Genomic DNA, 24,672 nt, shown 5'->3' with positions numbered 1-24,672 from the left:
GACTCTGCCCGCCGAGGCAAAAAGCGCCTCAATGTGCAGAGGACTGTCTCCCTCGGGAGCAGGGCGGACGGTGTCCGCTTTTCTTAATGTTTACTTTATATATACTATTTGTATCTGATTGAATAAAAATGCATAGGCAGGTCTTTCTCATTCTGTTATTCCTTCGGTATAATATATATGACAGTAGTAAAGAAAGGGGGTACCTTAAATGGTATATCCCAATGGCAAAATGAATGAAAAAAAGGTATTTAAGGATCCTGTACATAAATATGTTCACGTGGATGACCAAATCATTTGGGATTTGATCGGAACAGCAGAGTTCCAAAGGCTGCGCCGTGTAAGGCAGCTTGGTACAACATTTTTTACGTTTCATGGGGCGGAGCACAGCCGATTTAATCACTCGCTTGGTGTATATGAAATCATTCGCCGGATGATTGACAATGTGTTTGATGGAAGACCGGCATGGAACGCTGAAGATCGTTTGCTTTGCCTATGCGCTGCACTTTTACATGATGTTGGACACGGGCCATTTTCGCATTCCTTTGAAAAGGTGTTTCATCTTGACCATGAGCATTTTACGCAGCGCATCATTCTTGGCGATACAGAAATTAATCAAGTGCTGCGGGAGGTTGACCGCGAATTCCCGAAAAAGGTAGCAGAGGTTATTGCGAAAACCTCTGATAATAAGCTGGCTATTAGTATGATTTCCAGTCAAATTGATGCAGACCGAATGGATTATTTGCTTCGCGATGCTTATTTTACTGGGGTCACCTACGGAAATTTTGATATGGAGCGTATTTTGCGCGTCATGCGTCCGCACGGGGATCAGGTTGTGATTAAGTACAGCGGTATGCATGCGGTGGAGCATTATATTATGAGCCGTTATCAAATGTATTGGCAGGTGTACTTTCATCCGGTCACACGCAGTGCGGAGGTTATTTTAACAAAAATTTTGCACCGGGCGAAGGCGCTTCACAAGCAATATTACTCATTCAAGCATCAGCCTGTTCATTTCTACTCGCTGTTTGAGGACGAGGTTACGCTTGAAGATTACTTGAAGCTTGATGAAAATATTATGTACTATTATTTCCAAGTTTGGCAGGAGGAAGAAGATACGATTCTAAGCGACCTCTGCCGCCGTTTTATTAACCGAAATTTATTTAAATATGTAGATTTCACAGAAAAATATCACGGCTTAAATAATTGGATGGAGCTAAGCAGCTTATGCAAGAAGGCTGGCATTGACCCGGATTATTATCTAGTTGTGGATTCTACCTCTGACCTGCCCTATGATTTTTACCGAACAGGTGAGGAAGAGGAGCGTTTGCCGATTATGCTGCTGATGCAAAGCGGCGAGCTGCGCGAGCTGTCGCGTGAATCAAGCATTGTTGAAGCCATTACAGGCAAAAAACGCATGGATCAAAAGCTTTTTTATCCATATGACACTTTGTACGAGGATGGACGGAAGGGAAAAGTGAAGGAGAAAATTATTAGCATCCTAGAAGGAAAAGGGTAGCAAAAAAAGCGGACAGGCCTGTTTGCAAAAAAGAAAGACCTCCAAGTGAGGTCTTTTCAACTTTTATACAAAAGGAGTTCCTATTCGTCACTTAAACGCTTTCCAGCGATTGCATAGTTGTTTTTCGTCATTTCATCAATGAATATAACAACCTTTTCAGCTGGTGCGCCTGTTGTTTCAACGACTGCAGCTGTTACCTTTTCAGCGAGAGCTTTCTTTTGCTCTTCTGTACGGCCTTCCAGCATTTTAATTGTAACATATGGCATAATTACCACTCCTTTTTATGTAAATTCAGTACTATTATATCGAATTTTGTCAGATAGGACTCAGAAAACAGACATTTTCTTTATATTTTTGGTATGCTTACGGTAAAGCTTAAAAAAGGAGATGAATAATGGATCATTTATTTGTTTACCCACTGCAGCAAATCCCGCTTGTCGTGTTAGCAATAGCGGCAGCCCTTTCGCTCCATGAATTTGCTCATGCCTACGTTGCGTATAAATTTGGAGATCCCACGGCAAAACAGCAAGGACGGTTAACGCTTTCACCGCTGGCCCATCTTGATATAATCGGGACGCTTGCCATTTTCCTGCTTGGCTTCGGTTGGGCACGCCCGGTTCCTGTGAATCCATATTTCTTTAAGCGTCCGCGCCTAGCGGGTATACTTGTTTCCGTAGCCGGGCCGCTTAGCAACCTGTTTCTAGGGATTGTTGGTTATATTCTCTGGTACGCTCTTATTCGAACAGGTACGCTGCATATGGTGCCGGACGCGGTCGGACAAACGTTGTATGATTTCTTTCAAATTTTTATCGGCTTAAATCTTGTGTTATTTGTTTTTAACCTGCTGCCTCTGCCGCCGCTTGATGGTTACCGGATTGTAGAGGATCTCATGCCGATGAATGTACGAGCCAAGATGACACAGTTTGAAAACTATGGAGCGATTATCTTTCTGGTGCTTGTTATTACACCGCTGGATCAATATACAATTGGACCGATTTTCTCACTTGTCATACCGTATGTATCAGGGGCTTTGGAAAGCATCATTGCGCCGCTCTTTGGTTTGTAATGTTTGATAATGATATAATTTAAAAAAGATACACAGGAGGGAATAATGAATGGAAGAGCAGCAAAAGAAAAAGCCAATTGGCTTTAATATCGTAAAAAATGATTCAACAAGCGGCCACGGCGGCTTTGGCGTCGGTGCATTAAGCTTGGAAAATATGTCACCTGTCATTGTAGATGTAACAGAAGGGACTGCATATGTAGACATGGGGGCGATGCATGCCCGCAGTGCGGTTGAAAAGGGAATTAAGTTTTTAACAAATAAAGAAGAGGTGCCAAACGGCAAGCCGTATTGGCTTGTTTGGGTAACGATCGAAAGAACAGCGGAGGGTCCGTACTATGCAGGCGTGACAGCTTGTGAAATGACAGTGGATCGTGAGGCGCGCCGCGGTTATAAGCTGCTTCCGGAGCATGTGAACAAGATGGATAAATCCTTGAAGCGTCATATTATTGTGGACCATATGGATGAGGCATCCAAAAGGGTTCTCGGCAGTTTTCTAAAGTCGCATGATGAAGAGATATGGAATAACTCCAGTGCGAAGCTCAAGCAGGAGCTATTAAGCGAATAAACAGCACTCTGTCCTTGAGAAAAAGTGGAAATTCCATTACACTAAGATTGAAACCTTTTTTAGGGAAACTAGGACAGCAAAAGGTCTCTGCACACCCAGCAGAGACCTTTTGTGTTGATTAGACTAAAGCTGTACCCGTTTCTACAGTAATAGCTTTCAGGTACATATATAGAAGCGGAGTTCATTTCTATTTTAAAACTGTTTGTTGAAGCCTAATAGTTTCTCCTGTTTCAAAAGACTTCTTGGCTGCATAGGCAATTTCTAAGGCGATTTTACCATCTGCTTCTGTAACAGCTGGCTGTTCATTTTTTCTCAGGCAATCGATAAAATGATGCATCTCGTTTAAATATGCATCTTTAAAGCGTTCCGGGAAACCTGGGATAATATCATGTGTGCTTCCTTTCTTCGTTAGAATCCGCACATCATGATGCTTTAGGGACCCAATGATGATACTGCCTTCGCTGCCTATTACCTCACCCCGGATATCGTAGCCGTAAAAGGCGTTTCTGCTGCCCTCTATATCTGCAGCAGCACCGGAATCAAAGGTTAGGTAGGTGATTGCCTGATCAACGTCACGATACTTTTCCATAAAGGAGTGGAATAGAACGCTTCCATGTGAAGCAACTGAAGTTGCATCCGAGCCTAGCAAAAATCTGGCAATATCATAATCATGTATCGACATATCTAGGAAAATGCCGCCGCTGTTTTTAATAAACTCCTCAGGCGGGGAACCAGGGTCACGAGATACTCCTTTAAAGTAGAGCGGTGTCCCGATATCCCCAGCCTGTATCCTTTTCTGTGCTTCCATATAAGCACTATCAAATCTTCTCATAAAGCCAACCTGACAAAATACACCGGTCTCCTTAATCGTTTGAATCACTCGGTCAGCCTCCTCCAGGTCATTTGTAAGAGGCTTTTCAATAAAAATCTGCTTCCCGTTCCTTGCCGCTTTTTCAATCATTTCAGCATGAGTGCTTGTTGGAGTAGCGATCACGACAGCATCAATATTTGGGTCCTCAAAAACCTCATTCGGATCCTTTGTTGATCTTCCTACTCCTAACTCAAGAGCTACTTTTTCAGCTTGGTTTGCAAATGGATCCGCCACGCAAACTAGTTTTGCGCCTTTCACTCTTGTTGCCAGATTTTCAGCATGCCAGTAGCCTAGTCGGCCTAGTCCAAGGACGGCACAATGAATTTGTTCCTTCATATCTATCCCTCCGCAATGTATTGGTTATTATGCTTAGCATATAGGGTATTTGCTTGATTGCTTTAAGTATAGCTTTGCAGCTGAGAGTGCAACATTCCATTTTGTAATTGAAAATTATACTTTTGTTGTTAGTTTTCCATTGATGATGTCGAATCTGTTATGATGAAGGTGCAGAAATACTATATTCATGCATAAAAGGTTGTTGGATAATCATGGAACAATTATTTATGGTCTCAAACATAACGGGCTCAATACGTATCGTAGACCTTCAATACACGAAGGGGCATCAAGGATATGTGTATCCTTCTCATCGTCATACAATTTTTGAGTTTATGTATATTATTTCTGGAAGACTAGAACATGTCGTAAATGAACAGGCCTACTTTCTGAATAGCGGGGATAGTCTCATGATCAGGCCAGGGATGTTTCATCATACACCGCCGACTATAGAGGAAGCAGAGTGGTTTGTTTTCCACTTTGAGGTGGAGGATAGAAGAATTCATGAAATCCTTCAAATGATATACGATCCTGTCATTAGGAAGGAAAACGAGAATAGTATCCATAGCTTTGTTGAGGAATTTATAAAGAAGTATAGTTATTTTTTAAAGAATCTTCGAGCTGAGGAGAATAAAAGAATAGCGGAGTCGAACTACTCCGCTATTCTTATGTTAGAGGTTCAATCCTCCATTCTCCATCTGGTAAGTCTTTTATCTCGTTACTTTTATAAGCAAGGAACGGGGCAAACTGTACTATCGATCCAACCCTCCCATTTGAATCTAGCACATGAGGCGGCATATTGGATTGAAAAAAGAGCAGCCGAAAATATAAAAATAAGCGACTTGGCTTTGCAGTTAAATGTAAATCGCTCCCATTTAACCAGCTGCTTCAAAAAGGTGTACGGCATATCGCCGCGAGGTTACCTTACAAGGATCAGAATCAGAAAGGCTAAAAATTTATTGGTGGATACAGACTGGAGCATTGAAAAAATCTCCCAGGATTTGCAGTTCTCATCTACTGCCCACTTTGTGACATTCTTCTTTAGGGAAGTTGGCCTGACTCCGCTTATGTTTAGAAATAATTCGCGGAAACAGGTAAGGGGATAGACTCTATCTGTTGGAAGCCTTAGATGAGAAAAACGATTTTGCCAAGCGACAAAATCGTTTTTCTATGATTTTTTTTGATGCTGGATTAGGGATAGGACTGTTTCGAAGGAGCTTCCCGCCTGTTTTGCACCTATAACAGCCTTACCAAGGAAAGTATTTCTTCCACCAGCCGTTTTTCTGCTCTTCCTTGGCCTTTAGCTGAATTTTATTAAATTCATCTTCTTCATCTAAATGATCCATACAGTAGTCTGTTGGCTCTGTTCCCTTTGTGAAATACATTTTTACTTTAACTGGACAGCCCTTTGTAGCAATTTTTCCGTTTTGCGGGTTAATGTCAAGGGCAACGACACCAGATGGCTGTTCAAATTTCTTCTTTTCCTCTTTTTCTAATCCCTTCTCCATTACATTTACCCAAATATCCTTGGAATAGCGCTGCTCAGCCGCGTTTGTGATTTCTCGTTCCTTATCGTAGCCGACCCAGACACCTGTAACAAGCTGCGGCGTAAAGCCGATCATCCAGCTATCCGTTTTGGTAGAGCCGGATTTTCCTGCGTATTGTCTTGTAAGCTTTGGGATGATCGCCTGCCCGGTTACAGTTGCGTAGCTGCTTAGCTTTTTATTGAACATGCCTGTCATCATTTCTTGTGTAACGAACACGTTATTTTCATCGAGCACCTGTTTATCCTCCAAGTGTGCATCGTATAAAACTGTCCCGTTACGGTCGATAATGCGTCTTATAAAAAGGGGCGACACTTTTTTTCCGCCGTTGGCAAACATGCTGTAGGCGTTCGTCATTTCAATCGGTTTTACCGGCGATGTTCCGAGAGCAAGAGCAGGGACAGGATTGAGCCTGCTTGTAATCCCAAACTTCCTTGCTGTTTTGACAAGCGTGTTTTCTCCGAGAAATAGATGCGTTTTTACGGCATATACATTATCAGAAACCGCAAGCGCCTGCATCATGGTTACAAAGTCATCCGCGTAATAGTTATTGTAGTTTGTTGGGGTATAGGTAGATACCCCGTCTGATAGTTTAAATTTCGTATATTCGCTTTTGAGGCGTGTAACCGGCGTAAAGCCTTGCTCTAGCGCTGCATAATATAAGAACGGTTTAAAGGTAGAGCCTGGTTGTCGGTAAGCCTGTGTGGCGCGGTTAAATTGGCTTTTTTCATAATCCCGCCCTCCAATTAATGCCTTTACCTCACCTGTTTTTGGATCCATTGCAATCAATGCTGTTTCAATGTCAGTACTGTCTGGAATTACTGATTTTACCGTTTGCTCTGCAATTGCCTGCAGCTTCGGATCGAGCGTTGTATAAATACGGAGCCCGCCCTGCTCTATGATTTGTTCATCAATTTGCAGGTCATTCACGAGTGCAGCCTGAACAGCATCTTGAAAATAGGGAGCCTGCGCGGCAACTTCATTTTGATTAAGCGGCACGAATGCAAGCTTTGTTTGCTTTGCTTCAGCTTCCTCCGCTTTTGTAATATAACCCTGCTCGCGCATTTGCTGGAGAATGAGGGCCTGCCGCTGCTTTGCCCGCTGCATGTTCAGGTGGGGAGAATAATAGCTGGGTCCCTTTGGAATACCTGCAAGCATGCTCGCCTCCGCAAGCGTTAAATCTGCGGCGTGTTTATTAAAGTACAGACGGGAGGCTGCTTCAATACCGTATGCACCGTGTCCGTAATAGATAGTATTTAAATATCCTTCTAAAATTGTATTTTTGCTGTAGTTTGCCTCAAGTCGAATGGTATAAAGGGCTTCCATTGCTTTTCGCTTCCATGTTTTATCATGGCTTAGATATAGATTCCGCGCATATTGCTGCGTAATCGTACTCGCTCCCTGAACCTTCGCCATCGCTTTAATATCAGCTACCACCGCACCGGCAATCCTTCTGAAGTCAAAGCCGTAATGGTCGTAAAAGCGCTGATCTTCAATCGCAATCGTAGCCTCCCTTAAAAATGGGGAAATTTGGTCGAGTGTAACCCAATGTCTGTTTTCTCCTGTTTTGCTTTGTCCAATGACTGAATCATCATTCGCGTAAAAGACGGTTGTTTGCGGAACAGCTACAGGAGGAGGACCCGCAATTTTTGCGGCAATGACACATAGAGATATGAGAGCCGCAAGACTTATAGAGACAATCAAACTTATAAAAGCAATCGCCCGTATATATTTTGCCGTTTTCTTGTTTGCAATCAGTTCCATTTATGTTACCCCCCGGCTCATATGCTCTTATTAGTATTGAGGAATTTCCATATTTTTAAACGAACAGAAATGAGAAAAACGGGGAAAAAGAGTCTTATTTGGGAGGGGCGGTCATCTGATAACAGTTGTAGTGGATATGTTGCATCTTTGTCTTTAGGATGCGGTGTTGAAGGGTGATTTAAGAGGGGGAGACTGCTTTTACAAAAGAAAAAGAGCCTCTTACAGAAGCTCTCTTTCCTTTAGCAGCTCGAAGGCGCGTGCTGGCCAATCGGTGATGATCACGTCGACGCCTAAATTAATCATATTTTCTAAATCCGTATAGTCATTAATGGTATATGGGCGCAGCACAAAGCCTGCCTGCTGCGCCTCTTGGACAAATTCTCTTGTCAGCAGCATAAAGTTTGGATGAAGTCCGCTTGCCTGCCGCTTTTTTGCTTCCATCATCGCATCCGGTAATTGCTCATGATAGAGAATTGCTCTATTGATTTCCGGGGCAAGAGAGGCAAGCAGCTCAATAGATTCATGATTGAAGGAGGAGAATATAACCCGATCTTCCAAGCCGTACTCGCGAACGAGCTGCACTGCCTTTTGCTCAAGCTGCGGGTAGCGGATGATATCATTTTTTAGTTCGATATTTAGCAATAGTGTAGTTCCCGCAGCCCATGCCAGCACTTCACGAAGCGAAGGAATTTGTTCTCCAGCGAAGCGATCCTCAAAAAAGCTGCCCGCATCAAGCTTTTTTAGCTGCTCCAGTGTATAGTTGAATGCCAGCCCTTTTCCGTTCGTTGTGCGATCAAGCGTCTCATCATGAATGACAATTATTTCGCCGTCATTAGAAAGATGAATGTCAAGCTCGATGCCGTGAGCACCTACACGCTCTGCCTCTAAAAAAGCAGCCATTGTATTTTCTGGATGTGTTCCTTTTACACCGCGATGGGCAAAAATGAGAGGCTGTTTCATAGGAAAGTCTCCTTCCGTTCATTTTTTATACTTTAGGAATGTATAAATCTCCAGCTAGAAGTAGATGCGTATTTGATGTAACAGGAAATTTTAGGAATGAAATATAAGTACAACTGCTCCTCTATTAATCACGAGTTTTCTTTAACATCCCTATTATGAAGCTGAACAAATGAAAGGGCAACGAGATTTACAAAAATTAACAAAATTTATATTGGATTAAAAGTATTCACGTAATTTAATTGTTTCCTAAACAGAACATTAATAATAGCTTGCTATACTCTCCTTATGCATAAGAGAGGGGGAAATACAATGCCGGAACTTAGTACGGCAATCGGCAAGCGGAAGCAGAGACAAATCGTTCTAAAGGAAGAGCAAAGGATTGGAAAGCAAATAGGAAAGAAGATAGAGCCTTACCTGTACTTACTGCCTGCGCTATTGATTTTCGGTTTGTTTGTTTATTTTCCGTTTTTTAAAACTATTTATATGAGTTTTCAATTAACAAACTTTGCCGGCAAGGCAGTGGCATTTGCCGGGGTTGAGAATTACAAGGAACTCCTTACTTCACCGGAGTTTCATAACAGCCTCGCTGTAACATTTACATATGTAGTGCTCACGGTTGTGCCCTCTATTTTAGGCGGATTTATACTGGCGCTGCTTGCTCATAAAAGGATAAGGGGAGTGCGTGCGCTTCGCCTTGTGTATGCAATGCCAATGGCGGTTTCGACATCCTGTGCCGCTGTCATTTGGATGTTTCTCTATCATCCTTCTATTGGAATGATTAATTCTATACTTGGGACACATATTAGCTGGCTCAGCGACACGAAGTATGCGTTATTTGCGGTAGCGATTGTAACGGCATGGATGCAGCTCGGATTGAATTTTATTCTTATTTTGGCAGGGCTTCAGAGTATTCCGACCGAGTACTATGAAAGTGCCGCTGTTGACGGGGCTGGATATATGCAGTCTCTCTGGCGGATTACTCTGCCGCTTGTAACACCAACATTATTTTTCGTTGTTGTAATTAATATCATTGAAGCATTTCAGTCATTCGGTCAGGTGAATATTATGACGGGCGGCGGACCTGCTCATGCAACGAATGTACTTGTGTATACCATTTATCAGCAAGCATTTTTGAACAATCGCTTTGGTCTGGCAAGCGCCAACTCTATTATTTTATTTCTTATTATGCTCGTCATAACGCTGATTCAGTTTCGTTATGAAAAGAAGTGGGTGTTTTATCGATGAAGTCTATCGCGTTCTTCGTGAAATGGGCTGCTGCTTTTTTCGTAATGCTGCCGCTTTTATATGTGCTTAGCATCAGCTTTATGAAGCCGGATGAAATCTTTGCAAGTCCGAGGCAATGGCTGCCGAGCTCGCTTTATCTCGGCAATTACGAAGCAGCCTTACAGGCGGCTCCGCTGTTTACCTTTATTCAAAACAGCTTCATTGTGTCGCTCTTTGTGACAATCGGGCAAATCATCGTATGCAGCCTGGCTGCCTTTGCTTTTGCACACTTTCGTATGAAAGGACAAGCACTTTTGTTTTTTCTCGTACTCGCTACGATGATGATCCCAGGCGAGGCCATTATTCTCGCAAACTATATGAACATTGCTGCTTGGGGCTGGATGGATAGCTACAAAGGATTGATTATTCCATTCTTAACATCAGCGATGGGTATTTTTCTCATGCGTCAATCGTTTTTAACGCTCCCGAAGGAACTGTATGAATCGGCGAGAATGGATGGCTGCGGCAATTTTCGTTATTTCCTGCAAATTGTAATGCCGTTATCGCGTCCAGCTATCGGATCGCTCGGGGTATATACATTTTTAATGACCTGGAACCAATATATGTGGCCGCTCCTTATTACAAATAAAGATAGTATGCGCACTGTTCAGATTGGTGTCAGTATGCTGCAGAATGAGGAATCACAATCATTTGGCATGATCATGGCTGGGATTATTCTCGTGCTTATTCCATCCATATTGATTTTTATTGTCGGTCAAAAGCAGCTCGTCTCCGGAATTACATCCGGTTCCGTGAAGGGCTAATACAAATAGAAGGAGATTTCATATGAAAAAGACGCTTCTTGCATTATCTACAGCAGCGCTTACTCTTACTGCTGCACTGACAGGCTGTTCCTCCTCTGAAGAAACAGCTGCAACTGGGCTGAAGGACGACGGCAAAACAATTGAGATTACATATTGGCATGCGATGGGTGGAGCTGGAGGTGAAGCAATTAACAAAATGGTCGACAGCTTTAACAGCTCTCAAAAAAAGGTACATGTAACTGCGCAGTTTCAAGGGGACTACGATCAAGCAATTAACAAGCTGAAAAGCTCAGTCGCTGGTAATGCCGGCCCTGATGTCATGCAAGTATATGATATCGGCACGCGCTTTATGATTGATAGCGGCTATGTCGTTCCCATGCAAACGCTCATTGACGAGCAAAAGTATGATATGTCTTCGCTAGAACCGAATCTGCTTTCGTATTATACGGTAGATAAGAAGCTATATTCGATGCCTTTTAACTCCTCTACGCCAGTTTTGTACTATAATAAGACTGCATTTAAAGAAGCGGGATTAGACCCTGACAAGGCACCGAAAACTTTTGCGGAAATAGAGGAGTATTCGAAAAAACTAACGAAGAAAAATGGCAGTACGGTAGAGCAAAGCGGTCTTGGCATCGCGACGTACGGCTGGTTTTTCGAGCAGTTTCTTGTAAAGCAGGATGCATATTTTGCGAATAACAAAAACGGCCGCTCCGACAAAGCGACAAAGGTAGCCTTTGATGAAAACGGTGCAGGCTTAAAAACATTCCAGGCGTGGAAGGATTTATATGATTCCGGTGCAGCTGTGAACTTGGGCCGCAAGACGAGCGAAACGAAGAGTGCCTTTGCAGCTGGGAAGGTAGCGATGACATTAGACTCAACGGCAGCGTTGAAGGATATGATGAATGCTGTCGGCGGCCGCTTTGAAATCGGAACAGCTTACCTCCCAACTCCAGACGCATCTAAAGATGGCGGTGTTTCGATTGGAGGCGCCTCTCTATGGGTGATGGATAAAAAGGATAAGGAAAAGCAGCTTGCGGCGTTTGAATTTGTAAAATTCATGGTATCGCCTCAGCAGCAAGCCTTCTGGTCGCAAAATACAGGCTACTTTGCGGTAACGAAAAAAGCATATGATTTACCGGACATGAAGGAATACCTAAAGCAAAATCCGCAGTTCCAAACAGCAATTGATCAGCTTCATGATTCACCGAAAACAGCAACAGGCGCATTGCTTGGCGTTTTCCCAGAGGCGCGTCAAAACATTGAGTTAAATATTGAAAAAATGATTCAAGGTCAAGCCTCGCCGGAGCAAGCGGTGAAGGCAGCAGCGAAAACCATTAATGAGGCGATTGCAAATTATAATAAGACAACAGGAAATTAAAGAAAAGCCTTGCTCCTTTGAGGGAGTAAGGCTTTTCTTTACATCTTAAAATTATGAATTTCCAGCTGGGAGGCCATTCAATGCAATAGAAAATTTTAAGAATAAAGTATCAGTGCAGCTCCGCCTCTGTCTTCGTCAATCGACGGGTTTTCTTTATATTTATTCTGAAAGTCGGACAAAGTAATAGAAGCGGTGCACAGATGATATGAAAAATGTAATGCTGAAATGTTATAAAAATTCATGTGTTTTTGTATTTTTATCTATACATTTTCGAGTTTTTGTTTTATTTTTGTTAAGTGATATTTAAGGTGACTAAAATTGCAAATGAAGAGAGGCGTGATACTAAAATGGAATTATGGTTCACGGAAAAGCAAACAGAGAACTTTGGAATCACAGCGAAAATTAAGCGCACTTTACATACAGAGCAAACAGAGTTTCAAAAGCTTGACATGGTAGAAACAGAAGAGTTTGGAAACATGCTGATTCTTGACGGCATGGTAATGACAACACAAAAGGATGAGTTTGTATACCATGAAATGGTGGCTCACGTTCCTTTGTTTACGCATCCAAACCCTGAAAACGTGCTTGTAGTAGGCGGCGGAGACGGCGGTGTAATTCGCGAGGTATTAAAGCATCCAAGCGTGAAAAAAGCAACGCTTGTTGAAATCGATGGCAAGGTAATTGAGTATTCTAAGAAGTACTTGCCAGAAATCGCAGGTGAATTGGACAATCCGCGTGTAGAAGTGAAAGTGGATGACGGCTTCCTTCATATTGCACAAAGCGAAAACGAGTATGATGTAATCATGGTTGACTCCACAGAGCCGGTAGGACCAGCTGTAAACTTATTTACAAAGGGCTTCTATGCGGGAATCGCTAAGGCACTGAAGGAAGACGGCATTTTCGTTGCGCAAACAGACAACCCTTGGTTTACACCAGAATTGATTACAAATGTGTTCAAGGACGTAAGCGAAATCTTTCCAATCACGCGTCTGTACACAGCAAACATTCCAACGTACCCAAGCGGCCTTTGGACATTCACAATCGGATCCAAGCAGCATGATCCACTAGAGGTAAGCGAAGAGCGCTTCCACGATATCGAAACAAAATATTACACGAAGGAGCTTCATAAAGCAGCATTTGCCCTGCCGAAGTTCGTTGGTGATTTAATTAAATAAGCAGTGTGTTATGGATAGGAGGAACAGTATATGCGTTTTGATGAAGCATATTCCGGTAATGTATTTATTAAAAGCCACCAAAGCTACGATGAGGCTGAAGCAGTGATCTACGGCATGCCGATGGACTGGACAGTAAGCTTCCGTCCAGGTTCTCGCTTTGGTCCAGCGCGCATTCGCGAGCTATCAATTGGATTAGAGGAATACAGCCCGTATATGGATCGTGAGCTTGAGGAAGTGAAATATTTCGACGCTGGCGATATCCCGCTTCCATTTGGAAACCCAGAAAAAAGCATTAATATGATTGAAGAATATATCGACGGCTTGTTAGCTGACGGCAAGTTTCCGCTTGGCCTTGGCGGTGAGCACTTAGTGTCTTGGCCGGTTATTAAGGCGATGTATAAAAAGTATCCGGATCTTGCAATTATTCACTTTGACGCGCATACAGATCTTCGTGATAATTACGAGGGTGAGCCGTATTCGCATGCAACACCGATTAAGAAGGCTTGCGACTTAATCGGCCCGAAAAACGTGTATTCATTCGGCATTCGTTCCGGCTTAAAGGAAGAGTTCCAGTGGGCAAAGGAAGTCGGCATGAACCTGTTCAAGTTCGATGTTCTTGAGCCGCTTAAGAAGGTATTGCCTGAATTGGCGGGAAGACCGGTTTACTTAACAATTGATATCGATGTATTGGATCCTGCCCATGCACCTGGAACAGGCACGCTGGAAGCAGGCGGCATTTCGTCTAAGGAATTGCTTGCATCTTTAGTAGAGCTTGCAAATTCTGAAGTGAATGTAGTAGGCGCTGATATCGTAGAGGTTGCGCCAGTTTATGATCATAGCGAGCAAACCCCGATTGTAGCGGGTAAGATTGTTCGCGAAATTTTGTTGGGCTTAGTACAACAACGCTAGTTATATACAAGAGGTTTGAACCAGTCAGCTTTCGCATATGGGGGCTGGCTGTTTTTACATTTTAATAATAAAGTGTAAGTGCAGCCACGCCTCTGTCCTCGCCTAACGGCTCGCCAATGGGCGAGGTTTCTTTATATAAATAACAGATTTGTTGCCGGGCTTCCTATCTGTGGAACTATCCCTTTGTTTTTCTCACTTTTTACAAGACATTCTCCTTTTCTTTTTGGTATGATAATAAAAGTGACTATTTTAGCGAATGAGAAAGGTGGGCAAGATGTGGACAAGGGTACTGCAGGTTTGCCGATACATGTTCATTTTGTAACACAAATTCGCGAAGGGGCGCGCAAGGAAACTATTGCTTTTGAAACAAATGGTCTATACTATGAAAAAGGTCAAGGTACATATATCACGTTTCAAGAGCCGAGTGAGCAAGGAGAGGTAAAAACGGTCGTGAAAATTCAGGACGGCGCAGTGCTCATTATGCGCTCCGGTTCCGTGTCCATGCGCCAAACGCACAAAAAGGGAGAATGGACAAAGGGAACGTACACAAGCGAGCTTGGAACATTTCCATTAGAAACAAAAACAGATAATGTTCTTTTTGAATGGTCGGATCAGAAGAAAAAAGGACAGCTGTTTTTTACGTACGCTTTGCGCATCAGCGGCAGTGAAGCGGGACGATATACGATTACGATGAAGTTGAAGGAGAGTGTAAAATGAATTCCTTAGAGCAGGTAAAAGAACTAGTAAAGCAAGAGATTCAAGCGGCGGTCGTGAAGGCAGGCTTGGCTGCTGAGGAGCAAATCCCGGGAGTCATTCTTGAAACGCCAAAGGAGAAGGCGCACGGTGATTATTCAACAAATATGGCGATGCAGCTGGCGCGTATTGCGAAAAAGCCGCCTCGTGCAATTGCCGAGGAAATCGTCGCAAGCTTTGATAAAACGAAGGCATCTGTTGAAAAAATTGAGATTGCCGGACCGGGTTTTATTAACTTTTATATGAACAACAGCTATTTAACAGAGCTAATTCCTGCAATTTTGCAAGCAGGAGAGAAATATGGCGAAACCAATACCGGGAAGGGCCAAAAGGTTCAGGTGGAATTCGTATCCGCGAACCCGACCGGCGACCTTCACTTAGGGCATGCCCGCGGCGCGGCTGTTGGTGATACGCTTTGCAATTTGCTTGCAAAGGCGGGCTATGACGTATCCCGCGAGTACTATATTAACGATGCCGGAAATCAAATTCATAACCTCGCGCTTTCTGTAGAGGCGCGCTACATGCAGGCGCTTGGCAAGGATGCGGAAATGCCGGCGGACGGTTATTATGGCGAAGACGTTGTACAAATCGGCAAACGCCTAGCGGAGGAGTTCGGTGACCGCTACCTAAACGCAGACGAAAAAGAGCGTTATGATTTCTTCCGTGAATACGGCTTAAAATATGAATTAGAAAAGCTGCAAAAGGACTTGGAAAGCTTCCGCGTCCGCTTTGATGTGTGGTATTCCGAGACATCCCTGTACCATAACGGCAAAATTGACCAAGCCTTAGCGGTGCTAAAGGAGCGCGGCGAGATCTTTGAAGAGGGCGGCGCAACATGGTTCCGTTCCACAGCATACGGCGATGACAAGGACCGCGTACTCATTAAAAATGACGGCTCTTACACATACTTAACACCGGATATCGCGTATCACCGCGATAAGCTTGAGCGCGGCTTCGAGAAGCTCATTAACATCTGGGGCGCGGACCATCACGGCTACATCCCGCGTATGAGAGCGGCAATCCAGGCGCTCGGCTATAGCGGGGATGCCCTAGAAGTACAAATTATCCAAATGGTGCAGCTGTACCAAAACGGCGAAAAGGTAAAAATGAGCAAGCGTACAGGAAAGGCTGTTACATTGCGAGAGCTGATGGAAGAGGTTGGCGTGGACGCAATGCGCTACTTCTTTGCGATGCGCAGCAGCGATTCCCATCTTGATTTTGATATGGATCTTGCTGTGTCCAAATCAAACGAAAATCCTGTCTACTACGGACAATATGCCCATGCCCGCGTTTGCAGCATCCTTCGTCAGGGCGAAGAGCTCGGCTTAACGCACAGCGGCAGCGCGAACTACGCGTTAGTGAATTCCGAGAAAGAGATCGACCTATTGAAAAAGCTTGGCGAATTCCCGGCAGCGGTAGCGGAGGCGGCTGTGAAGCGTTTGCCGCACCGCATGACGCACTACGTATTTGAGCTGGCATCTGCTCTTCACAGCTTCTACAATGCGGAAAAGGTATTAGACCGCGAAAACATGGAAAAAAGCCAGGCGCGTTATGACTTGATGAAGGCTGTACAAATTACTCTGCATAATGCATTATCCTTAATCGGTGTCTCCGCACCGGAAAAAATGTAAGCAGGAAAAGCGGACACGGATCGTTTTGTTCCGCAGTAAAATGTTCCCCGCCAGCGAAGGTGCTGTTTGCCTTTAGATGGCGGGGTTATTTTGTACGTTGTCAGGTATAAATTCCTAGGTGGAGGTAGAAGAGACTCAATGTATTAGGGAATTTAAGGAGTAAAGTATAAGTGCAGCTACACCTCCGTCTTCATTTAAAGACTCGCCAATGGCAACTCGTTGGCCAATCAAATCTATATCTTAATTGAGATGCTTCCTTCAAGAACTTTTTAATTAAAAAAGAAAGCGTTGACAACCTGTTTTAAGCATGTTAGATTATAGTCATTAGTTAAGTACTATATGTAACTCGAACATTAGAGTTATTTTAGGATTGTTACTGGTTAAGCAGGCAAAACCTAAATCGCTCACAGAATAAGGGTATGCATACCTATTACTAGGTATATGTGTATGTCCGTATTCTGTGGTGATTTAGGTTTTTTTTATACCCTTGAAAGGACGTGGTGTTTCACAGCAACACAACAGATAAATAGAAATTTCATTCCAAGGAATGGTTATGGATTTGACAGAAAAAAATCTTTATGCTTTCAGAAATTTTAATTCTATTTTTCCTACTACATGACTTTAGTTCAAATTTTTCTTTATTACACAGATGTACCCGCACTTTTATTTCATTTTATCTTAATAAAAAAATTCATAAACATATTAACTAAAAAAAGGAGCAGACAATATGAGCTATAACGGTTTAGCAAAGGATATTGTAAGACTTGTTGGCGGCGAGCAAAATGTATCCAGTCTTGTGCATTGCGCGACTCGCCTACGCTTTAAACTCAAGGATCACGCAAAGGCAGATAAGGCATCGCTTCAAAAGTTGAATGGAGTTCTCAGCGTTGTTGAGAGTGGCGGACAATTTCAGGTTGTTGTTGGAAGTCATGTTGCCGATGTATACAAGGAAATTACAAAAATCGCAAATGTAGGTGCGGCAGCTGATTCATCAGATGAGTCAAAGGGAAGCATTGGAGCCCGAATTTTTGAAGTCATTTCACGCAGCTTCTCACCGCTGTTAGGGGCACTTGCGGGAGCAGGTATGTTGAAAGCATTGTTAACGATTTTGACAATGACTGGGTTATTATCAGCGGAAAGCGGAACGTATTTTATTCTATCCGCTGCTGGAAACGCTGTCTTCTATTTCTTACCGATCTTTTTAGGAATTACACTTGCAACGAAGCTTGGCGCAAATCCGTATGTAGGCGGTACAATCGGGGCAGCGCTACTAGAACCGAATTTCACCGGTTTGCTGGCTGCAGGTAAAAGTACGGATTTTATCGGCATTTCCGTTATATTGATGGATTATTCATCTTCTGTGTTTCCGGTCTTTATAGCTGTAAGTATCTATGCTGTTTTAGAAAAACTCCTTAAGAAAATGATTCATAAAGATTTACAAATGTTTTTAGTTCCAATGCTATCGTTGATTATTATTGTACCGCTTACTGTGATTGCATTTGGACCGTTTGGTGTGTATGTAGGCAATGGAATCGGATCTGCTATTAACTTCTTGAGCACAAAGAGCGGTATTTTAACAGGTGCTGTTGTGGGTGCAGGATGGACATTCTTGACACTGTTTGGTCTTCATTGGGGACTCGTACCCATTGGGTTAGATCAGATTGCACACGGAGGCAGCCCAATCTTTGCAATGCTTGCAGCTGCTCCACTTGCACAAGCGGGCTTAGCACTTGGTGTTTTTTTACGCACAAAGGACAAATCCTTAAAAACACTTAGTGGATCAACATTAGTACCGGGTTTACTATCCGGTGTAACAGAACCAATTCTTTACGGCTTAATGATGCGTTATAAAAGAACCATTCCGTATGTTATAATCCCTGCTGCTGTTGGTGGCGCAATTAACGGTATGTTTGGGGCAAAAGCCACTGTATTTGCATTCCCAAGTGCATTGTCTATCCCAGCCTTCGCACCGATGGGAGTACACATCATCGCGATTGGAATTGCTTTTGCAGGTGCAGCATTAATGACAGTATTACTTGGATTTGAAGACAAAAAACAAAAGGAAGTAGTATCTGATAACAAAGCAGAAGTAGGACAGCCGCTTGTGAAAAAAGAGGCGATTGTGAGTCCATTGACTGGAGCAATCAAAGCATTAAACGAAGTAGATGATCAAGTATTTTCATCAGAAGCGATGGGAAAAGGCATCGCAATCGAACCGACAGTTGGTAAAGTGTTCGCGCCTGCAGATGGTGTTGTATCTATACTTTTCCCGACAGGACACGCAATTGGGATTACATCTGAAGAAGGTGCAGAAATTTTAATTCATGTCGGGATAGATACAGTTCAACTAGAAGGAAAATATTTCTCACCAAAAGTTCAGCAAGGAGATCATGTGAAGAAAGGCGATTTACTAGTCGAGTTTGACATTGAGAAGATTAAAGAAGCTGGCTATCAGACAACAACACCAGTGATTATTACAAATACGAATCAGTATATGGAGATCGTAGAAACACATCAAGAGAAGGTTAAAGCAAATGAAGGCTTACTGACACTTGTCATTTAAAAACAGTATGGAATGGGGAGAGGCTTATTTAGCCCTCTTCACCCGTTTGTTATTTTAGTATGGTACAGGAGCGTTAATGCGGAATCATTACCCCTTTGTTTACATGGAGAAAATATTTCGTTTTAGTGATTATAAGGAGGAACAAACAAATGAATGAATTGAAAAAGCAATTTCCGGAAGGTTTTTTATGGGGAGGTGCTACGGCTGCTAATCAGCTGGAAGGCGGATATCTTGAAGGTGGTAAAGGATTGAATACACCTGATGTTTTACCGGGTGGTAAAGTAAGACTAAAAGTATTGAAAGATCCTGGTTTTGATTTTGAGTTGCATCCAGAAAAGTATACGTATCCAAATCACGAAGCAATTGATTTTTATCACCGTTACAAAGAAGATATTGCCCTTTTTGCTGAAATGGGATTCAAAGTGTTTCGTATGTCGATTTCATGGTCACGCATTTTCCCTAAAGGCGATGAGCTCGTTCCAAATGAAGAAGGGTTAGCATTCTATGACCGTGTGTTCGATGAATTGCTTAAATATAACATTGAACCGGTAGTCACGATTTCTCACTATGAACTACCAATTCACCTTGTAAAAGAATATGGGGGCTGGAGAAGCCGTGAATTGGTTACATTCTTTGAAAGATATGTAACAACACTCTTCAACCGGTATAAAAATAAAGTGAAATACTGGATGACATTTAATGAAATCAACAGTAGTCTTCACATGCCAATCTTAGGGCTGGGGTTTGCGATTCAAAAAGAAGAAGATCATTATCAGCCAACTTTCCAAGCATATCATCATCAATTTGTCGCAAGTGCGAGAGCAGTTCAGCTTTGTCATGAGATTATTCCTGGTGCTCAAATCGGATGTATGATTGTGTATCTTCCGACCTATTCTGTTGATTGCAATCCTGAAAATGTACTTTATGCTTTAAAGGAAGAACAGTTATTTAACTACTTCTGTGGCGATGTACAAGTACGTGGGGAGTACCCGGCTTTCATAAAGAGATACTGGAGAGAGCATGGAATAAATCTTGAAATTCAAGAAGGCGATCTTGAACTAATGAAAGAAAATACAGTTGATTATATCGCTTTTAGTTACTATATGTCTCGTACAGAGAAGAAGGACAAAACACCGGAAGAAGTGGGTCAAGGGAATATCTTAGGTGGAATTAAAAATCCATTTTTAAAAGCAAGTGAATGGGGATGGGAAATTGATCCGATTGGTCTTCAAATCTCTTTAAACCAATTGTATGATCGATATCAAAAGCCGTTATTTGTCGTGGAAAACGGTCTTGGAGCCTACGATAAGGTAGAAGAGGACGGTTCAATTAATGATGATTACCGAATTGACTATCTTCGCGAACACATCAGAGCAATGGGAGAAGCGATTGAAGATGGAGTGGAATTGATGGGTTATACTTCATGGGGCTGTATTGATTTAGTTAGTGCTTCAACAGGAGAAATGTCCAAACGCTATGGATTTATTTATGTTGATAAGCATGATGATGGCAGCGGCACGTTGGAGCGTAAAAAGAAAAAGTCGTTTTTCTGGTATAAAAATGTAATTGCGACAAATGGGGAAGAGCTATAATTTACACCGTTTCAAAAAAGAAGATAAAAATTCGGTAATTAATAAAAGGAGCTGACAATCAAAGCCCGCTTTCAGCGGACTTTGATTCAGCTCCTCTTATTTTTCTAGAATTGCTAAACAACATGCAGGGATTGTGTTATAAAGGCTGAAGCTTAATTTTCTGTGATTTTCAGTAAAGGGAATAGACTATGATTTCTGGTTATGCCTCTACCTTGTTGTTTCGAACTAGGAAAGTCTTCTTCCAGGATTGTACAGCCGTAAGCAATACAATTAAAGCTGCAAGCCCCATTAAAGAGTAGCCGATAAATCCTGTTGCATATGTGCCTGTGATTTGCTTAAGCGTTCCTAACAGGTTTGGTACGAAGAAGCCGCCGATGCCGCCAGCCGCGCCAACAAGTCCTGTAACCATACCGATCTCTTCACGGAAGCGCTGTGGAATAACTTGGAATACCGCGCCGTTCCCCATGCCAAGGCAGCCCATTCCGATGAATAATAAGATCATAACGATGTTAAAGGCAGGCAGGTAGCTCACACCAAACATTAAAATAGCTACTGCGCTAAACAAGAATATAAGAAGCTTTGTTCCACCGATTTTATCGGCAAGAAAGCCGCCGACTGGTCGTAAAATACTTCCGGATGCAACGCAAAGTGTTACGAAGTCTCCGGCAGATACCTTTGACAAGCCATACTGATCCACGAAGAAAATGCTGAGGAAGCTGGAAAGTCCAACGAAGCCTCCGAATGTAACGCTATATAAAACACAGAAGAACCAAGTGTCTTTATATTTCAAGACAGAAAATGTTTCTTTTAATGTTTTTGGTTCTGGCTGGGACGGTGCGTCCTTTGCCATAAATAGATAAGAAATGAATACAAGAATTAATGGAATAAGTGCAAAACCTAAAACATTGTGCCAGCCGTAAGCTGTCGCAAGACGAGGTCCGAATAATGTTGCAAATAATGTTCCGCTGTTACCTGCACCAGCGATACCCATCGCCAAGCCTTGCAGATGAGGCGGATACCAACGGCTTGCCATTGGAAGTGCAGCAGAGAAGCTTGCACCGGCTACCCCTAATAAAATACCAATTGCAATTAATTCATTGATGCTGTCCCCAGCTAACCATCCCCAAAGCAGTGGAATCATTGTAACAAGCATACCGCCGATTGCTGTTTTTCTTGGACCGATTCGATCTGTTAGAACCCCTAATATGATTCGGAAGACAGATCCTCCTAAGATAGGAATCGCAACTATTAATCCTTTTTGTGCCGGTGATAATCCGAAATCGCTTGTAATGAAGGCTCCAAGTGCTCCAAGGATAACCCAAATCATAAAGCTTACGTCAAAATACAAAAATGATGCAATGAGCGATGGTGTATGTCCGCTTTTCTTCAAATCAGCTAACTTCATATTCTCCCTCTCCTTTACTCGATTGTTGTATCTAGAGTATTTATACTATGGCTATCAAAAAAATGTAGCATTGTTGTTAGAAAAGTTAACACTGTTTTGAAAATTCGGAAAATGATAACGTATACATTACATATTTTGTGAAAAACGAAGCGATTTCACGATTTTTATATCATAAAGCAGAGTTGTTAAATATTTGCCGGAGAGGATGGAAAGTCAAGGAAATCCAGGGATAGTTTTGGTTTTAAGGAACAAAGAAGCTTTAGTATATGGAAACTTATATGTTATGAATAATGACGTTAAGTGTGACTTTTTTGGATGAATAAGGAATTTTTTTTGAGTGATTGTTTCATGGAATGCAAATCATCACTGTAGACAAAATAAAAAGCAACCAGTCAAGGTCGCTTTTCTATCTCACTTTGTAATCGCAGCAACAGTTCCTCGAAGGTTTGAATGTGCTGCGTTTGAATTCGTTCGTATATAAGACGAGCTGTTTCTTGATCAGAAGCATATGAAGCTGCATTTCGATCGGCAACCATGATAAGCCAATCCACGCTTTTCTGAAAAAGCCCAGCTCTAACAGCTGCTTTAAATAGCGAACGCGAAGATACATCGTCGTGCACGTCGCCCTTGTGCTCGAAATATACCTTTAGCAGCCTCCAAACTGTTTCATAGGCGAGTTCAAATCGATGAATCGTGCCGTCTAGTACAATAGACTGCTCCATCGGCAGTTCAGCCGCTTCTTGTAAGCGGCGTACTGCTTTACTGCAGTTATCTAGTGCATATTGTAAGCTTACCGTCATATTCTCACTCCTTTACAGACAGCGATTCAAAACCAATAGCTATTCTTATCTTAGTATTGAGATTTTATCTAATCTGTAAACATAGTGAGTGGAAAGTGCCTGCCTTAATCTAGAACTGTTAGAACAATTGGCTCACCCTTTGTAACGACAATTGTATGCTCGCATTGCGCCACAAGGCTTTTATCCGGTGTCACAAACGTCCAGCCATCCCCTAGTTCAATAATATGGCTTGCCCCTGCGGAGACGAACGGCTCTACTGCCAACACGAGCCCATCCTTTAGCAATGCCCCGTCTCGCGGATCGAAGTAGTTTAAAATGTGCTCTGGTTCTTCATGCAGGCTGCGGCCGATGCCATGGCCAGTCAAGTTTTCAATAACGGTAAAGCCATTTTTACGTGCTTCGTTGAAGACGGCCCGCCCAATTTGGTTGCGCTTCGCTCCGGCTTTTGTTTTTTTCATCGCTGCCCAAAATGCATCCTCTGCGGCCTGGCATAGCTTTGTCTTGAGCTCATCTCCTTGCCCGACTACAAAGGAAATGCCTGTATCCGCATAGTAGCCGTCGAGTGCTGCTGAGATATCAATATTTACAAGGTCACCATCTTGAATCACGCGATCCCCAGGGATGCCGTGCGCGACCTCCTCGTTAATGCTGATACATGTAATGCCTGGGAAGTTATATTCTTTCTCTGGAGCGGATTCCGCACCGTGCTCATCAAGTACGCGCTTGCCGATTAAATCCAGCTCCTTTGTCGTCATGCCGGGCTTCGCCAAACGCTTCATTTCCTCACGCGCGAGCGCGACAATCCGTCCGATTTTTCGTAATCCTTCTAAGTCCTGTTCACTTTTAATGATCATGATAAACCTACCTTTTCTCTGAAGTATACCTCACATGATAGTATCATTTTTCCCTGGATGATGACAATTGTCACATATAAATGATGATAATATATTGTTGATCCTAACTGAATGTTACATCAAAGCAACGATTGTATCCTGTGTTAAACTCTGTGTTCCGGCAAGAAAGTCTCTTTTCTGCTGCCCAAAATAATTGTGTATAATAAAAGATATAGAAAAAAGGAGATACACTGTATGAGGAAGTACGAAACTATATATAGCGCCATCATACAACAAATTGAGGATGGCGAGCTGGTAGAAGGAGATAAAATTCCATCGGAGACGGAGCTGATTGCGCAGTTTGATGCAAGCCGCGGTACAGTGCGCAAAGCAGTCGATCTTTTGCAGGAGCGCGGATATGTGCAAAAGATACATGGTAAGGGCGTCTTCGTTCTTCGAAAGAAAAATATTGAATTTCGTCTTGGCGGGATCGTAAGCTTTAAAGAGGAATATGAACGGCTTAACCGGGATATTGTAACCAAGGTAGTCGAAATGAAGAAGATGTCTGCTGACCGAACTATTGCAAAGCTTTTGAATGTAAAGGGAAAAACAAAGGTAGATCTCATTAAACGTGTTCGTAATATTGATGGAGAGGATGTTATCTTAGATGTGAACTATTTTGTCTCTGATATCATACCCGATCTCACAGAGGAGATTGTACAAACCTCAGTTTATCAGTATATTGAACAGACATTGCGTCTGCAAATCAGCTATGCGCACCGTGTGATTGAAGCACAGCCCTGTACGGAGGAAGACCGAAAATATTTAGATTTAAATGGAACAGATTATGTGATTGTTGTGAAAAACTATACTCATTTGTATGATGGAAGACAATTCGAGTATACAGAATCGCGTCATCGTTTAGATAAGTTTTACTTTTCTGATGTAGCCCGCCGATAAAGG

Annotated in this window: 21 protein-coding genes; 14 read left to right on the top strand and 7 right to left on the bottom strand. The window is 42.7% G+C overall.

Going from position 1 to position 24,672, the window contains the following annotated elements:
• Positions 1-208 precede the first annotated feature (208 nt).
• Positions 209-1,516 carry an HD domain-containing protein gene (locus tag AC6HZ4_RS26570; RefSeq protein ID WP_497492906.1) on the top strand — a complete coding sequence of 436 codons (1,308 nt, stop codon included), beginning with the start codon at positions 209-211 and terminating at the stop codon, positions 1,514-1,516.
• Between the two features lie 80 nt (positions 1,517-1,596).
• Here the strand turns inward: AC6HZ4_RS26570 and thmT are convergent, their stop codons facing one another.
• Positions 1,597-1,782, bottom strand: a complete 186-nt coding sequence (thmT, locus tag AC6HZ4_RS26565; protein WP_129727431.1) for a 2-hydroxymuconate tautomerase — start codon at positions 1,780-1,782, stop codon at positions 1,597-1,599.
• 128 nt (positions 1,783-1,910) lie between these two features.
• Between thmT and AC6HZ4_RS26560 the strand changes: the two genes are divergently transcribed.
• Together AC6HZ4_RS26560 and AC6HZ4_RS26555 are read left to right on the top strand one after the other, a co-directional pair.
• Positions 1,911-2,582, top strand: a complete 672-nt coding sequence (locus AC6HZ4_RS26560; protein WP_497492905.1) for a site-2 protease family protein — start codon at positions 1,911-1,913, stop codon at positions 2,580-2,582.
• 49 nt (positions 2,583-2,631) lie between these two features.
• Positions 2,632-3,147, top strand: a complete 516-nt coding sequence (locus tag AC6HZ4_RS26555; protein ID WP_497492904.1) for a YwhD family protein — start codon at positions 2,632-2,634, stop codon at positions 3,145-3,147.
• A gap of 187 nt (positions 3,148-3,334) precedes the next feature.
• Here AC6HZ4_RS26555 and iolG read toward each other — a convergent pair whose 3' ends face one another.
• Positions 3,335-4,354, bottom strand: a complete 1,020-nt coding sequence (iolG, locus tag AC6HZ4_RS26550; RefSeq protein ID WP_497492903.1) for an inositol 2-dehydrogenase — start codon at positions 4,352-4,354, stop codon at positions 3,335-3,337.
• 212 nt (positions 4,355-4,566) lie between these two features.
• Between iolG and AC6HZ4_RS26545 the strand changes: the two genes are divergently transcribed.
• The gene (locus AC6HZ4_RS26545) at positions 4,567-5,457 is read left to right on the top strand and encodes a helix-turn-helix transcriptional regulator (RefSeq protein ID WP_497492902.1); all 891 of its coding nucleotides are present in this window, start codon (positions 4,567-4,569) and stop codon (positions 5,455-5,457) included.
• A gap of 141 nt (positions 5,458-5,598) precedes the next feature.
• Here AC6HZ4_RS26545 and AC6HZ4_RS26540 read toward each other — a convergent pair whose 3' ends face one another.
• Positions 5,599-7,659, bottom strand: coding sequence for a transglycosylase domain-containing protein (locus AC6HZ4_RS26540; protein WP_497492901.1), 2,061 nt, complete (start codon positions 7,657-7,659; stop codon positions 5,599-5,601).
• A gap of 219 nt (positions 7,660-7,878) precedes the next feature.
• Entirely contained in the window at positions 7,879-8,619 is a 741-nt protein-coding gene (locus AC6HZ4_RS26535; RefSeq protein WP_497492900.1) for a glycerophosphodiester phosphodiesterase, read from the bottom strand.
• Between the two features lie 309 nt (positions 8,620-8,928).
• Here AC6HZ4_RS26535 and AC6HZ4_RS26530 point away from each other — a divergent pair, with 309 nt between their 5' ends.
• From AC6HZ4_RS26530 to AC6HZ4_RS26490, 9 genes are all read left to right on the top strand, one after another.
• A complete protein-coding gene (locus AC6HZ4_RS26530; protein ID WP_497492898.1) occupies positions 8,929-9,864 on the top strand; it encodes a carbohydrate ABC transporter permease in 936 nt (311 codons plus the stop codon).
• Positions 9,861-10,667: a carbohydrate ABC transporter permease gene (locus AC6HZ4_RS26525; protein WP_497492897.1), complete on the top strand. Its 807-nt coding sequence runs from the start codon at positions 9,861-9,863 to the stop codon at positions 10,665-10,667. The genes AC6HZ4_RS26530 and AC6HZ4_RS26525 overlap by 4 nt, the downstream gene beginning before the upstream one ends.
• A gap of 22 nt (positions 10,668-10,689) precedes the next feature.
• Positions 10,690-12,048 (top strand): ABC transporter substrate-binding protein, encoded by a 1,359-nt coding sequence (locus AC6HZ4_RS26520; RefSeq protein ID WP_497492895.1) that lies wholly within the window; start codon positions 10,690-10,692, stop codon positions 12,046-12,048.
• A 347-nt stretch (positions 12,049-12,395) separates the two neighbouring features.
• Positions 12,396-13,223, top strand: coding sequence for a polyamine aminopropyltransferase (speE, locus tag AC6HZ4_RS26515; protein ID WP_497495845.1), 828 nt, complete (start codon positions 12,396-12,398; stop codon positions 13,221-13,223).
• A gap of 30 nt (positions 13,224-13,253) precedes the next feature.
• Positions 13,254-14,132 (top strand): agmatinase, encoded by an 879-nt coding sequence (gene speB, locus AC6HZ4_RS26510; protein WP_497492893.1) that lies wholly within the window; start codon positions 13,254-13,256, stop codon positions 14,130-14,132.
• Positions 14,133-14,408: 276 nt separating this feature from the next.
• Positions 14,409-14,849 carry a YwiB family protein gene (locus AC6HZ4_RS26505; protein ID WP_497492891.1) on the top strand — a complete coding sequence of 147 codons (441 nt, stop codon included), beginning with the start codon at positions 14,409-14,411 and terminating at the stop codon, positions 14,847-14,849.
• Complete coding sequence (gene argS / locus AC6HZ4_RS26500; protein WP_497492890.1) at positions 14,846-16,516, top strand: arginine--tRNA ligase; 1,671 nt, start codon at positions 14,846-14,848, stop codon at positions 16,514-16,516. Before AC6HZ4_RS26505 ends, argS begins: the two co-directional genes overlap by 4 nt.
• Positions 16,517-17,243: 727 nt before the next feature.
• Positions 17,244-19,079 (top strand): beta-glucoside-specific PTS transporter subunit IIABC, encoded by a 1,836-nt coding sequence (locus tag AC6HZ4_RS26495; RefSeq protein ID WP_497492888.1) that lies wholly within the window; start codon positions 17,244-17,246, stop codon positions 19,077-19,079.
• Positions 19,080-19,228: 149 nt separating this feature from the next.
• Positions 19,229-20,671 carry a glycoside hydrolase family 1 protein gene (locus AC6HZ4_RS26490; protein ID WP_497492886.1) on the top strand — a complete coding sequence of 481 codons (1,443 nt, stop codon included), beginning with the start codon at positions 19,229-19,231 and terminating at the stop codon, positions 20,669-20,671.
• A 199-nt stretch (positions 20,672-20,870) separates the two neighbouring features.
• Here the strand turns inward: AC6HZ4_RS26490 and AC6HZ4_RS26485 are convergent, their stop codons facing one another.
• From AC6HZ4_RS26485 to map, 3 genes are all read right to left on the bottom strand, one after another.
• Positions 20,871-22,076, bottom strand: coding sequence for an MFS transporter (locus tag AC6HZ4_RS26485; protein ID WP_497492884.1), 1,206 nt, complete (start codon positions 22,074-22,076; stop codon positions 20,871-20,873).
• Between the two features lie 392 nt (positions 22,077-22,468).
• The gene (locus AC6HZ4_RS26480; RefSeq protein ID WP_497492882.1) at positions 22,469-22,876 is read right to left on the bottom strand and encodes an HI0074 family nucleotidyltransferase substrate-binding subunit; all 408 of its coding nucleotides are present in this window, start codon (positions 22,874-22,876) and stop codon (positions 22,469-22,471) included.
• A 104-nt stretch (positions 22,877-22,980) separates the two neighbouring features.
• On the bottom strand, positions 22,981-23,730 hold the full coding sequence (gene map, locus AC6HZ4_RS26475) for a type I methionyl aminopeptidase (protein WP_497492880.1): 750 nt from the start codon (positions 23,728-23,730) through the stop codon (positions 22,981-22,983).
• Between the two features lie 234 nt (positions 23,731-23,964).
• On the opposite strand from map, the gene treR reads away from it, so the two are divergent.
• Positions 23,965-24,669: a trehalose operon repressor gene (gene treR / locus AC6HZ4_RS26470; protein ID WP_497492878.1), complete on the top strand. Its 705-nt coding sequence runs from the start codon at positions 23,965-23,967 to the stop codon at positions 24,667-24,669.
• Positions 24,670-24,672 lie beyond the last annotated feature (3 nt).

This window comes from Ectobacillus sp. OTK (assembly GCF_059698935.1).
This window is presented reverse-complemented; position numbering and strand designations above follow the sequence as displayed.